11 protein-coding genes and 1 pseudogene are annotated in these 13,191 nt (G+C 68.3%); 1 reads left to right on the top strand and 11 read right to left on the bottom strand.

What is annotated here, in order from left to right; all coding sequences use genetic code 11:
- Positions 1-4 precede the first annotated feature (4 nt).
- A complete protein-coding gene (locus AB0H56_RS18490) occupies positions 5-1,123 on the bottom strand; it encodes a serine hydrolase domain-containing protein (RefSeq protein ID WP_357164357.1) in 1,119 nt (372 codons plus the stop codon).
- A gap of 90 nt (positions 1,124-1,213) precedes the next feature.
- Entirely contained in the window at positions 1,214-1,540 is a 327-nt protein-coding gene (locus AB0H56_RS18485; RefSeq protein ID WP_357164354.1) for an Lrp/AsnC ligand binding domain-containing protein, read from the bottom strand.
- Between the two features lie 44 nt (positions 1,541-1,584).
- Between AB0H56_RS18485 and AB0H56_RS18480 the strand changes: the two are divergent.
- Positions 1,585-2,124: pseudogene (locus AB0H56_RS18480) on the top strand (DMT family transporter); the annotation flags it as partial.
- 147 nt (positions 2,125-2,271) lie between these two features.
- Here the strand turns inward: AB0H56_RS18480 and AB0H56_RS18475 are convergent.
- The 9 genes from AB0H56_RS18475 to AB0H56_RS18435 form a co-directional block, all read right to left on the bottom strand.
- Positions 2,272-4,527, bottom strand: a complete 2,256-nt coding sequence (locus AB0H56_RS18475) for a heavy metal translocating P-type ATPase (RefSeq protein ID WP_357164351.1) — start codon at positions 4,525-4,527, stop codon at positions 2,272-2,274.
- 73 nt (positions 4,528-4,600) lie between these two features.
- Positions 4,601-5,536, bottom strand: a complete 936-nt coding sequence (locus AB0H56_RS18470; protein ID WP_357164348.1) for a hypothetical protein — start codon at positions 5,534-5,536, stop codon at positions 4,601-4,603.
- A gap of 20 nt (positions 5,537-5,556) precedes the next feature.
- The gene (locus AB0H56_RS18465) at positions 5,557-5,760 is read right to left on the bottom strand and encodes a heavy metal-associated domain-containing protein (protein ID WP_110038298.1); all 204 of its coding nucleotides are present in this window, start codon (positions 5,758-5,760) and stop codon (positions 5,557-5,559) included.
- A 58-nt stretch (positions 5,761-5,818) separates the two neighbouring features.
- Positions 5,819-7,234, bottom strand: a complete 1,416-nt coding sequence (locus tag AB0H56_RS18460) for an MFS transporter (RefSeq protein ID WP_357164345.1) — start codon at positions 7,232-7,234, stop codon at positions 5,819-5,821.
- A gap of 189 nt (positions 7,235-7,423) precedes the next feature.
- Positions 7,424-8,035 carry a sterol desaturase family protein gene (locus tag AB0H56_RS18455; protein ID WP_357164526.1) on the bottom strand — a complete coding sequence of 204 codons (612 nt, stop codon included), beginning with the start codon at positions 8,033-8,035 and terminating at the stop codon, positions 7,424-7,426.
- 172 nt (positions 8,036-8,207) lie between these two features.
- On the bottom strand, positions 8,208-9,059 hold the full coding sequence (locus AB0H56_RS18450) for a GntR family transcriptional regulator (RefSeq protein ID WP_357164342.1): 852 nt from the start codon (positions 9,057-9,059) through the stop codon (positions 8,208-8,210).
- 89 nt (positions 9,060-9,148) lie between these two features.
- Positions 9,149-9,793, bottom strand: a complete 645-nt coding sequence (locus AB0H56_RS18445) for a hypothetical protein (protein WP_357164339.1) — start codon at positions 9,791-9,793, stop codon at positions 9,149-9,151.
- Positions 9,794-9,795: 2 nt separating this feature from the next.
- On the bottom strand, positions 9,796-11,472 hold the full coding sequence (locus AB0H56_RS18440) for an ABC transporter family substrate-binding protein (protein WP_357164336.1): 1,677 nt from the start codon (positions 11,470-11,472) through the stop codon (positions 9,796-9,798).
- Between the two features lie 42 nt (positions 11,473-11,514).
- Positions 11,515-13,191 (bottom strand): ABC transporter family substrate-binding protein, encoded by a 1,677-nt coding sequence (locus tag AB0H56_RS18435; protein ID WP_357164523.1) that lies wholly within the window; start codon positions 13,189-13,191, stop codon positions 11,515-11,517.

Here is a 13,191-nt window from a genome sequence, read left to right as displayed (position 1 = left end):
GGGCTCAGCTTGCCCGCTCGTCGGCACGTCCGCCGAACACCGCGTCGATCAGCTGCTTCTGCGCGACCTGGAAGGCGGGTGCGATTGACATCTCCGCGTCCTCGACACAGGTCAGGTACGCGGTCAGGGTGGTGTTCCCGTCGGGGGTGCTGAACATCAGCGCGCCGAAACCGCCCATGCCCCCGTTGTGGGTGATGACGGTCGCGCCGCCGTCGAGTTCGAGCACGAAGACACCGAGGCCGTAGTCCATGTTCGGGATGCCGGTGGCCCGCGTGGTGTACATCTCGGCGAGCAGCGGCCGCGGCACCAGCTGTCCACGCACCAGTGCGGTGATGAAGGTGTGCAGGTCCGCGGTCGTCGAGATCATGTCGCCGCCGGTGGAGATCCAGGAGGGGTTGTGCTCGGTGATGTCGACCGTGTGCTGTTCGTCGCCCTCGAGGTAGCGGTAGTAGGTGTGCGGGTGCGGCTCGGGCAGTTCCGTCGAGGTGCCGGGGCAGCTGGTGTCGGTCATGCCGAGCGGTTCGAAGATCAGGCGACGCATCTCCTCGGCCAGCGAGTTGCCGGTGACCTTCTCGACGAGCAGCCGGGCGATCACGTAGTTGGTGTTGGAGTAGCTCCAGTCCGTTCCCGGCTCGAAGCGGGCCGGCTTGGCCAGCGCCAGGGTGACCAGGTCCTCGGGCAGGTAGGTGTCGAACCGCTTGTCCAGCCATTCCTTGCCCGCGATCGTGGACGGGATGCCGGCGACGATGGTGCCGTCCGGGTAGAACTCACCGGTGTAGTTGAACACCCCGCTGGTGTGCTGCAACAGCATTCGCACGGTGATGCGCTCGTCCAGCGCGAACTCGGGCAGGTAGCCGAGCACCGGGGCGTCGAGGTCGATGCGGCCCTCGTCGACGAGCCGCAGCACCACGGTCGCGGTGAAGGTCTTGGTGTTGCTGCCGACGCGGACGAAGGCGTCGACCGGCGGCTTCGCCGTCGTGCCCAGCTCGCTCACCCCGGCGCTGTCGACCCACTCGCCGTGCTCGTCGTTCACCCGCAGCGCCACTCCGACGAATCCGGCGTCGATCATCTCCCGCATGATCTGCTGAAGATCCTGCCGCGCAATGGTGTTGGTGGTGGTCATGATGTCTCTCCTCGAATCGGTTGTTCCGGCTCCGTGCCGCTGAGAAGAGACTCGGCCCTGACCCAAGGTCAACCGCAAGAGTGATCCCGGTCACTCACGCGACGGTATCGGCGTCACCACCGATCGGCGAAAGTGGTTGAAGATGATCGACGTTCGCACATCGACGATCTCCTTGCGCTGCGTGAGCCGATCCAGCACGAAATCGCTCAGCTGGTCGTTGTCGGCGACGGCAATGTGCAGCAGGAAATCATCACTACCCGACATCACGAACACGGCGAGCACCTCGGGCAGACCCTGCACGAAGCTGCGGAAGGACTCGATCACCGCGCGGTCGATCGGCCGCAGTCGCACAGCGATCATCGCCTGCACCGGCCTGCCGATCTTCTTCAGGTCGACGTCGACCTCGTACCCGCGCACGATCCCGCGCCGGGTCAGCTCGCGCGGGAATCCTCGGTATCACGGTGTATTTCGCGGTCGAGAACATCGGGGTCGATCTGGCAACGGCTTCCGACGCGACATTGATCATCGCCGCCTATCCGATCATCACGATGGTTCCCGAGATCCTCAGCGGCCGTGCGCGATTCTCCGCTGTTCGCCTCGTGGGCATGCTGATGGCGATCGGCGGGGTGTGGCTGGTCGTGCGCGGCGGCGCGGGCGGCGGGCATCACCTGCTCGGTGACCTGATCCTGCTGGCGGGTGGCGTCGTGTGGGCGCTGTACAACCTCGTTGCCAAGCGCGACGACTCCGGTGCGCCCGCGGTGGTGGTCACCTATTACCAAACACTCGCAGGTGCAGTCGGTTTCGCGCTGCTGGCGCCGGCCGAAGCCGACAGCTGGAGTGTTCCGTCGGCTGCGAATCTGGCGCGCATCGGGTTCCTCGCGGCCCTGTGCTCGGTGGCGGCGTTCCTGCTCTACAACTACGGGCTGCGTGGGCTCGCGCCGAGCGCCGCGGTCAACCTGCTGAATGTCGTTCCGGTCGCCGGGCTGGCCTGGGCGGTGCTGCTGGTGAGAGAGCGGTTGGAGCTCGGGCAGGTGGTCGGCGGCGCGATCGTCATCGTGGGGGGTGATGATGGGCTTGCACCGGAAGGCCGACGAACGGTGAAGGCGGGGCGGCAATTGATCTGCCGCCCCGCCCTTTCGGTAGCCGGGCTACCGCGCCGTCGACTTGAAGCGGCGCAGCCGCAGGCTGTTGCTCACCACGAAGACCGAGCTGAACGCCATCGCGGCGCCCGCCAGCATCGGGTTGAGCAGGCCGGCCATGGCCAGCGGGATCGCGGCCACGTTGTAGGCGAAGGCCCAGAACAGGTTGCCCTTGATCGTGGCCAGCGTGCGCCGGGACAGCCGGATGGCGTCGGCGGCGGCGCGCAGGTCGCCCCGGACCAGGGTCAGGTCGCTGGCCTCGATGGCGACATCGGTGCCGGTGCCCATCGACAGCCCGAGATCGGCCTGGGCCAGGGCGGCCGCGTCGTTGACGCCGTCACCGACCATCGCGACGACCTTGCCCTCGGCCTGCAGCCGCTTGACCGTCGCCACCTTGTCCTGCGGCAGCACCTCCGCGATCACCTCGTCGATGCCCACCTCGTCGCCGATGGTGCGGGCCGCGCGGGCGTTGTCGCCGGTCAGCAGGATCGGGGTGAGGCCGAGTTCGCGGAACTGCGCGATGGCCTGGGCCGAGGTCGGTTTCACCGCGTCGGCGACCACGAGGACGCCGCGCGCCTTCCCGTCCCAGCCGACCGCGACCGCGGTCTTGCCCGCCGACTCCGCCTCCGCCATCGCGGTTTCCAGGTGCTCCGGCAGCGGTTGCGACCAGTCGGCCAGCAGCCGTGCCCGGCCCACGATCACCGCGGACCCGTTCACCACACCCTGCACACCGAGGCCCTCGACATTGGCGAAGCCCTCCACCGGCAGCAGCGTGCCGAACTCGTCCTGCGCGGCCTTGGCGATCGCCTGCGCGATCGGGTGCTCCGACGAATGTTCCAGCGCCCCGGCCAGTTCCAGCACCCGGCCGCGCTCCTCGCCCGCGGCGGGCAGCACGTCGAGCAGGGTCATCTTGCCGGTGGTGACGGTGCCGGTCTTGTCCAGCACGATGGTGTCGACCTTGCGGGTCGATTCCAGCACCTCGGGACCCTTGATCAGGATGCCGAGCTGGGCGCCGCGACCGGTGCCGACCATCAGCGCGGTCGGGGTGGCCAGGCCGAGGGCGCACGGGCAGGCGATGATCAGCACCGCGACTCCGGCGGTGAAGGCCGCCGCGATCGCGCCACCGGTGCCGAGCCAGAAGCCGAGCGTGGCCACGGCCAGCGCGATGACGATCGGGACGAAGATGCCGGAGATCTTGTCGGCCAGGCGCTGGGCCTGTGCCTTGCCGGTCTGCGCGTCCTCGACCAGCTGTGCCATCTGGGCGAGCTGGGTGTCGGAGCCGATCCTGGTGGCGCGCACCAGGAGCCGGCCGCCGACGTTGACGGTCGCGCCGGTGACGCTGTCGCCCGCGCCGACCTCCACCGGCACCGACTCGCCGGTCAGCATGGACGCGTCGACCGCCGAGCTGCCCTCGCTCACCACGCCGTCGGTGGCGATCTTCTCGCCGGGCCGCACCACGAATTCGTCACCGACGGCCAACTGCTCCACGGGGATTCGCGTCTCGACGCCGTCGCGCAGCACCGCGACGTCCTTGGCGCCAAGCTCCAGCAGCGCCTTCAGCGCCGCGCCCGCCCGGCGCTTGGAACGGGCCTCGAAGTAGCGCCCGGCCAGGATGAACGTGGTGACGCCCGCGGCGGCCTCCAGGTAGATGCTGCCGGTGCCGTCCATCCGCGCGATGGTGAATTCGAACGGGTGCGTCATCCCCGGCGTGCCCGCGGTGCCCCAGAACAGGGCGTACAGCGACCAGCCGAACGCGGCCAGCGTGCCCATCGACACCAGCGTGTCCATGGTGGCGGTGCCGTGCTTCAGGTTGGTCCAGGCCGCCTTGTGGAAGGGCAGCGCGCCCCACACGACGACCGGCGCGGCCAGCGTCAGCGACAGCCACTGCCAGTTGGTGAACTGCAGCGCGGGGATCATCGCCATCGCGATCACCGGGACGGTGAGCACCAGCGACACCAGCAACCGGGTCCGCAGCGATGCGGTCGGATCGGGCTCGGCGGCGGTCTCCTCGGTGCGCTCCGGCTGCTTCGGGGCGGGGAGTGCCGCGGTGTAGCCGGCCTGCTCGACGGTGGCGATCAGCTCCTCGGGGGAGACGTCACCGGAGAAGTCGACGCGTGCCTTCTCGGTCGCGTAGTTGACCGTGGCGGTGACCCCGTCGAGCTTGTTGAGCTTCTTCTCGATCCGGTTCGCGCAGGAAGCGCAGGTCATGCCACCGATCACCAGTTCTACCTGGCCGGTGCCCGGTGGGTGTGTCACGGCGGTCATGGGGTGCTCCGTTTCGTTCCTGGTATCGATTCTTGCTGAGGGATTGCTGGTGGGACAGTCGGGGTCGGCGTGCTCAGTGACCGTGGCCGGGTGTGCCGTGGTCGGCCGGCGCGCTCGTCGGGGCCTGGCCGCTCGCTCCCGCATCCGGCTGGGCGACCCGCACGGTGAACTCGGCCGTGCGCACCACGCCCTGGTGCTGGAAGTCGAGGAACAGGCGGTAGTCGCCCGCGCTCGGCGCGTTCACCACGAAGTCGATCCCGGGTCCGGCGGGAGTGACCCCGTCGCCGGGCGCGCCCTCGGGGTGCACGTGCAGATAGGCCAGGTCGGCGGCGCGCAGGGCGACCAGGTGACCGTAGGCGCCCAGGTAGGGCTGCAGATCGGTGACCGGGGTGCCGTTGCGGCTGACCGACAGGGTGACCGGCGAGCCGGCGCCGGGCGTGATCGTGCCGTTCAGCGCGACCTCGTATTCGCCGACCTTCGCGGTCGGGGCCGGGGCGGGCAGGGCCTGCGCGTCGTAGTTGCCCGCGACCCGCAGATCCGCGCCGAGGGTCAGGCTCGGCCCGCCCGCCGGGGTGAAGTCGGCGAAGACCCGGTAGTCACCGGCCCGGCTCAGGTTCAGCGGAACCGTCCAGGTCCCGGCCGGATCGAGCACCGGGTGCACATGCTGGAAGCCGGCCATGTCGCGCCGGACCACGATCAGGTGCAGGTCCTTGTCGTGGCTGGTCTGGTACTTCGTGACCGGCGCGCCGGTGGCGTCGAGGATGCGGAAGCTGACGGGGGCCAGCGCGGCGGTCGTGGTGACCGTCTTGTCCAGGGCCAGCGTGTAGCCCTTGTCGGTGACCAGCAGGCCGCCGGGCAGCTCGTCGGCGGGGGCCGCCGCGGTCTCGTGCTCGCCGTGCCCGGCCGGTTCGGTGGGTTCCGGACCGACCAGGGCGCCGGCGGCCAGAGCGATCCCGAAGACCGCCGCGAGGCCGAGGGTGAAGCCGGCGAACTTGGTAGTTGCGTTCATCGGGATGCTCCGTTTCGGGTTCAGTCGGCGAGTTGGAAGCCGGCCGCGGTCACGGCGTCGGCGAGGGCGGTGCGGTCGGGCTCGGTGCCTTCGATGGTCACCTTGCCGTCGGCCAGGTCGACGTCGACGCCGGTGACGCCGGGCAGGGCGCCGACCTTGTCGCGCACCTTGTTGGTGCAGCAACCGCAGGTCATGCCGGTGACGGTGACGGTGGTGGTGCTCATGGTGGTGTTCTCCTCGTCGTCGATCTCAATCATTACCATACCCCCCTAGGGTACTTTGTCAAACAGTCGCGCCGGTCTTGTCGGCGGCCGGGGTGCGCATGACCGCCGCCGTGATCGCGGCGCCCGCCAGGGCGAGGACGCCCGCGCCGAGGAAGGCGGCCGAGTAGCCGTCGGTCAGTGCCGCGGCGTCGTCCAGCTGGTCGGCGCCGAAGGCGGCCGCCACCGCGGTCATCGCGGCCAGGCCGAGCGCGGAACCCACCTGGTAGCTCACGTTGACGATGCCCGAGGCCAATCCGCCCTCCTCCGGTCGCGCCGCCGAGATGGCGGTACCGAGCGAGGGGATGAAGGCCAGCGACATCCCGCCCGCGGCCACCAGCGAGGCGGGCAGCACGTCGACCCAGAAGTTGCCGGTGGGTCGCACCAGCGACATGATCCCCAGGCCGATCCCCAGCACGATCAGGCCTGTGACGATCATCGGCTTGGCGCCGAATCGCTGCATCGCCTTCGGGGCGAGCACCACCATGCCGAGCATGATCAGCGTCGTCATCGGCAGCAGTGCCGCGCCGGACGGGAAGGCGCTGTAGCCGAGCACCTGCTGCAGGTACAGGTTGAGGAAGAACCACATCGGCACCCACGCGGCGGCCAGGGCGAACTGGGCGAAGTTGGCGGCGGCCAGGTTCGGTGCGCGGAAGATGCTCAACCGCATCAGCGGTTCGCTCCGGCGCGACTGGATGACGACGAACCCGGCGAGCAGCGCGGCGGCCAGCGCCAGCACGCCCCAGGTCTGGCCCGAGGCCCAGCCCGCCTCCGGCGCCTGCACGATGGCGTAGACGGCGGCGGCCAAACCGGCCGTCACGGTGACGGATCCGGCGATGTCGATCGAGCCCTTGCGCGCGGGGGCGGCAGGCATCAGCAGCGGTACGGCGATCAGCGCCAGCGCGGCGATCGGGATGTTGATGTAGAAAACCCAAGGCCAGCTGATGTATTCGGTGATCACGCCGCCGAGGAACACGCCGGCCGTACCACCCGCGGGCGCGGCCGCGCCGTACACCGCGAGCGCCTTGGTGAGTTCACCCGGTGAGCCGCCGAACAGCATCATCAGCAGGGTCAGCGCCGAGGGTGCGATCAGCGCGGCGCCCGCGCCCTGGATCGCCCGCCCCGCCAATTCGAGCCCGACCGTCCCCGCGGCGCCCGCGAGCACCGAGCCGACCGCGAGCACGAGCCAGCCCGCCCCGAACACCCGGCGCGCGCCGAGCAGGTCGGAGAGCCTGCCGCCGAGCAGCAGCAGGCCGCCGAAGGCCACTACGTAGGCGTTGAAGACCCAGGTCAGATTGCCCGGCGTGAAGCCGAGGTCGGCCTGCATCTCGGGCAGTGCGATCCCGATGATCGAGGTGTCCATGATGACCATGAACTGCGCGGCGGCGATCACCGCCAGCGCCCACCACTTCCTGGTGGATACCGATTGTGTGGTCACGACTTTCGTCCTTTCGAGCGGAGTGCGTCTCGTGCTCGGTACCATACCCCCCTAGGGTATTAATGTGTCAAGACTCGAACCGAAAGGATTTCGCGGGACCTGAACAGCGCGAAGCCCGACCCGCACTCGGCGGATCGGGCTGTTCGTGCTGGAGTGACGCGGGAGGGATACCCCCGTAGGGTGATGTCTCTAGTGCCCGTGCAGGTTGCGGGCCGTCGGGGAGGTGGGGACCGTGGCCGGGTCGGGGGCGGTGCCGAGGAGGCGGTCGGCCGTTCCCGAGGTGGTGACGGTGAACCAGTAGTGCTCGTTCTTGTAGTGGTGGTGGCGGTGGTTGCGCCAGATCGCGCGGTAGAGCGCGTGTTCGGGCTTGTAGTCGGTGTGGATCAGGTAGTGGGTCCACTCGTAGAGCAGGCCGAGGGTGGTGATCGTCAGCAGGAAGGTGAGGCCGAGGCCGAGACGGGGGAAGGCCAGCAGGGCGATGGCGACCAGGGCGATGATCGTGTACGTCAGCGATCTCGTCGGGATGAACACCAGCGGAATGTCGCGCGGATCCGTGTGGTGCGCACGGTGTTTGCTCGCCAGCTCGCTGTCGATGGTGAGCGGACCGAGGTGCCGCGGCCGCCAGTGCAGGACGGAGACGTGGATGATCCACTCCGTCAACGGGAAGGTGCCGACGACGATCAGCGGGACCAGCGCGTCGGTGAACCGCCAGTCACCCACCACGATCCGCGCGGCCAGCGCGGCGACGAAGACGGCGGCGATCATCCAGGGCGAGGGGTGCCGGACGAATTCGCGCGCCATGTCGCCCAGCGTCGCGCCGCGCCGGATCGCGCGGGGAGTACCCGGTCGTCGCTGGTCCGTCCGCGTGGTCGGGTCGGCGGTCGGTGGCGGCGCTGCTCCGGCGTTCCTGGCGGGAGCGGTGTCGTGCGACGTCGTTGTCGGACGGTCATTCATAGCGATTCCTCGGGGTGGTTCACGCCCCGTCGAGGGCGTGGATGAGAGCGGTGGTCGCCGGCGCGAGCAGTGCGCGCGCGGATTCGGCGGCCCGTTCCGGCTCGCCCGCGTCGATCGCGGCGGCCAGGTCTCGATACGCGTCACCATTGCCGACTTCGGCGGCCATGATCGGCGCGAGCGCCGCCAACGCGGGTTCGTAGGCGGCACGCAACATGGAATACATCAGCCGGAACGCGATCGAATCCGCGAGATCCAGGACGTGGTCCCAGAATTCGAGGGCGATGCGCTGCTGGGTGATGGGGTCTTGCTCGGCGGCAAGCGATTCCACGGTTCGGTGGAGTTCCGCCAGGTCCGCGGAGGCGAGCGGATCGTCGCTCGCGTCGGGAACCGGCGTCGCGCCGATTCCGGCGGTGGCCCGGGTAGGTCGGGCATTCTGTTGGTCACCGGCTACGGGTGCGCCGACCCGAGGCGCGGCGCCGGCGTGGCCCGACCGCATCCGCCCAACCCGCGCGGCAGCCAACTCGGCGATCTTGGGCCCATTGTGCCCACGTGCCTCGAGAATGCTCCGCGCGACAGCCGGATCGATGGTGTCCCCCCGAAGCAGCAACCGCGGCAACACTTCCAGCCCCGCACTGCGCCGATAGTCGAGCACAGTGGTCGCTTCCCCCTGCCGCACCGACACCAGCCCCGCCGCCGCCAACCGCTGCAAAGCCTCCCGAACAGCAGGCCGGGAAACCCCCAACGCCTCAGCCAACTGCCGCTCACTCGGCAAGGTGCTCCCCGCCACCAACTCCCCACCCAGCACTTCCCCGGCGATCTGCTCGAACACATCCCCGGATACCGAGCGCTTCACCACAGGAGTCCATGCCATGCGTCGATAATCCCCCCAACAGGTCAAGAGGTCAAGTGGTCAGACCAGTTGTTTTGATCTGACGCGACATCGGAGAGAATTCGTGTCTGTCAGGAAGGGTCGGAGCCGCGGATGGCGGAGAGCCAGGTGAAGGTGGTGGCGGCGACGGTGGTGGTGCCGAGGAAGGCGGTGAGGTCGCCGTTCATGACGTAGACCCAGAGCAGGCCGAAGAACGGGGCGGCTACGGCGGGTTGGAGGTCGAGCAGCAGGCGGCGGGCGATGCCGAAGTTCGGGGGATTCGTGGGGCGGCTCGGATTGTCGACGAGCTTGCCGGCCGGCTCGGTGGTGCGGACCCGGCCGGAGGGGTAGAACCGCGATTCGCCCGCGTGGATCGCGCGGTCGGACAGCTCCAGGTCGGTGGGCGTGAGCGTGGACAGGCTCGGGTCCCAGAACACCGGCTGCCACACCATCCGATCACCGCTGGTGATCTCCAACCACGACCGGCTCACCAGCCGATGCTGCTGACGCACCCGCCGCCCTCCGACCCGCCCCCGCGCGACCAGCCCACTCGGCAGCACCCCGAAGGCCAGCCCCAGCTGATACGCCGTGAACCCCACCACCCCCACCGCGACCACGGCCAGCGCACTCACCTGATCCAGATCCGCGAACGGCACCCACGCGGCGATGACCGCGAGGGTGCCGCACGTGACGAGCAGCGGATAGGTGAGCGCGCGCGCCGGGCCGGAACTCGGCACCGCTACTTCACGAAACCGATCTTGGTGTAGTCGAGGGAGGCCAGGCCGGCGGCGCCGAAGTTGGCGAGGTCGGCGCGCACCGCGACATTGCCCGCGGACTGGAACAGCGGCAGCGAATGGCCCTCTTCGAAGATCTTGCGGTCGAGCTGATTGGCCAGCTCCTTGGCCTTCACCGGATCGAGCTCGGAGACGGTCTGCTCGATCAGCGCGTTGATTTCCGGGGAGCCGATGCGACCGTAATTGCCCTGGACATCGTCGGGGTTGTACCCGTAGATCTGGGTCAGGCTGCTGAGCGGGAAGGGATCGCCCGCCCAGAACCACTGGCCGACATCGAAGTTGCCCGGCCCCAGCACATCCGAGAACAGGCCGGCGCCCGGCTTGGTCTCGATAGTGAGTTTCACGCCGATCTGCGCCAGGTTCTGCTGAATGATCTGCCCGATCTGGATATTGGTCGGGTCGTTGTACATGACGTCGCGGATTTCCAGTTTCCGCCCGTCCTTCTCCCGCACTTCACCGTTGAGCTTCCAGCCGAGGGCGTCGAGTTCCTGCGCCGCCGCGGTCGGATCGAACGGCAGGCTGTTGTCCTGGTAGCCGTCCTGACCACGCAGATAGATGTGATTGTTCAAGGGCTTCGGGTCGGCGACCAGCCCGTTCTGGATAGCGGTGACGATGCCCTGGCGATCGATCGCCTTCGAGATGGCGACGCGCACACCCTGGTCGGCGAGAAGGGAACCGGGAGCGCCGTTGAAGGTGAAATGCCCCCAGCTGTTGCCGGGCGCGCGGCGAATAGCGACGCCCGGGGTGTCCCGTGCCGACTTCAATTCGTCGCGGCTGGCCACCCCTACCGCGTCGATCTCGTTGTTGAGCAGGGCCGGGACGAAGGCCGAGCTGTCGAGCACACTGAAGGTGATGGTGTCGAGCTTGGGCTTGTCACCCCACCACGTGGGATTGCGGCCGAGCACGACGCGATTCTGTCCGCGGTCGATCGACTGGACGACGAACGGCCCCGCCGACACGGTCAGCGCATCGACCTGGCTGTTGTTGAATGCCTCCGGGGTCGAGGTCACCGATTTCGGGAACAGCATCGAGTTCCCCGCGAACTGGCCACGCCAGTCGGCATAGTGCTGCTTGAACGTGATGACGGCCTGCTTGTCGTCGACTCCGCGCTCGACCTTCTCCACGCGATCGAAACCACCGTTGTTCGCGATCAGATAGGCCTTGTCGCGCCCGCTGAGCGCGTTCGCCTGGGACGCGATGTCCTCCCAGGAAATCGGCGTGCCGTCGGTCCAGACCGCCTTGGGGTTGATCGTGTACGTCACCTGCTGCGGATTCGTATTGGTGAGTTCGACATTCGTGAAGAAGTCGGTGTTCACCGAGAGTTCGGCGGCCGCGTTCGTCTTGAAAGCGCGCGGCATCACCGGCCGGAGCAAGGATCCGGTGTCACCGTCGTTGCCGTCGGTGTGCAGGTTGTTCCAGTTCTCCGGCAGCGAGGTCAGGGCGAGTCGCAGATTGCCGCCGTCCTGCAATTCGCTGACATCTTTGGGATTGATGTCGTTGGTGGTGCCGAGCGCGGCCTCACCGGTTCCCGCGGTGTCGTCGCCAGAGCCACACCCGGCAGCGATCAAACCGACGATGACCAGTGGTACGGCCAATCGCGTTGTCATTGAACGAGTCCGCATGGACCGCTCCTTTCTGTTGTTCGCTGCACGAGCTCGGTCGAGCTATTTCGTGAACCCGATCTTCGTGTAGTCGTAGGTGGCCAGTCCGGGTGAGCCGATGTTGGCGAGGGTGGTGCGGGCCCCGACACTGCCGTCGGACTGCATGAGCGGCAGCGAGTGGCCCTCCTCGAACACCTTGCGATCCACCTCGTTGGCCAGCTCGATGGACTTCTGCGGGTCCAGTTCCGTGAGCGTGCGCTCGATCAGGGCGTTGAGTTCGGGGGAGCCGATGCGGCCGTAGTTGCCCTGCAGATCGTTCGGGTCGTAGTAGTAGACCTGGCGCAGGCTGGACAGCGGGAACGGGTCGCCCTGGAAGACGAATTGGGCGGCGTCGAAATCGCCGGGCTGGATGACATCGGTGAAATACCCGGCGGCGGGTTTGGTGTCGATGGTGAGACCGACGCCGATCGCGGCCAGGTTCTGCTGGATGATCTGGGCGACCTGGACCCAGGTGGGGTCGTTGTACATGACGTCGCGGATGACGAGCCTGCGGCCGTCCTTCTCCCGCACGTCACCGTTGCGGACCCAGCCGAGCGCGTCGAGTTCGCGTGCCGCGGCCTCGGGATCGAAGCCGAGGCTGTTGTCGCGGTAGCCCTCCTGCCCCTGCAGGAAGACGTGATTGTTCAACGGCTTCGGGTTCTCGACCAGACCGTTCTGCAGGGCGGTGACGATCCCCTGGCGGTCGACCGCCTTCGAAATCGCCACGCGGACACCCTGATCGGCGAGGATCGAGCCCGGTGCGCCGTTGAAGGTGATGTGCCGCCAGCGATTACCGGGTGCCCTTCGCACGACCAGCCCCTCGGTGCCGCGCACAGTCTTCACTTCGTCGACGGTGGCGAGCCGGACCAGGTCGAGCTCGTTGTTCTGCAGCGCCTGAACCCACGCCGAGTGGTCGAGCACGCTGTAGGTGATGGTGTCGAGGACCGGCTTGTCGCCCCACCAGCGCGGGTCGCGGCCGAGGGTGATCCGGCCCTGCGCGCGGTCGGTGCCGGTGATCATGAACGGGCCGGAGGTGAGGCCCATCGCGTCGGCCAGGCTGGTGTTGAAGGCCTCGGGGGTGCTGGTCACCGACTTCGGATACAGCGACGCGTTGCCGGCGAACTGGCCACGCCAGTCGGCGAACGGGGTGCTGAAGTGCAGGATCGCCTGCCGGTCGTCGACCCCGCGCTCCACCTTCTCGACGAACTCGAAACCGTTGGTGATCGCGATCAGGAACCGCTTGTCGCGGCCGCTGAGCGCGTTCGCCTGGGCCGCGATGTCTTCCCAGGTGATCGGCGAACCGTCCGACCACACCGCCTTCGGGTTGAACGTGTACGTCACCCGCATGGGATTCGTGCTGGTCAGCTCGGCACCGGTGAAGTAGTCGGTGTCGAGGGTGAGCTTGCCCGCCGCGTCGATCTCGAACGAACGCGGCATCGTCGGACGCAGGATGTCGGCGATCTCGCCGTCGTTGCCGTCATTGGACAGCGTGTTCCAGTTCGCCGGGTAGGAGGTCGTCGCCAGCCGCAGGTTGCCGCCCTCGCGCAGTGCGGAACGGTCCATCGGATTGATGTCGCTGGTGGTGCCGATCGCGTCGGTGAGACCGGTCGCCGAGTCCTCGGATGCGCCGCAGCCCGCCACGATCATCCCGGCCGCGACCACCACGGCCGCGCACCGCAACCGGGCTCCGCGTGCCTGCAT

It is taken from the genome of Nocardia sp. NPDC050717 (assembly GCF_040654275.1).
Taxonomy (GTDB): Bacteria; Actinomycetota; Actinomycetes; order Mycobacteriales; family Mycobacteriaceae; genus Nocardia.
The sequence above is the reverse complement of the archived record's forward strand: the minus strand, read 5'-3'. Positions and strand labels throughout refer to the sequence as shown.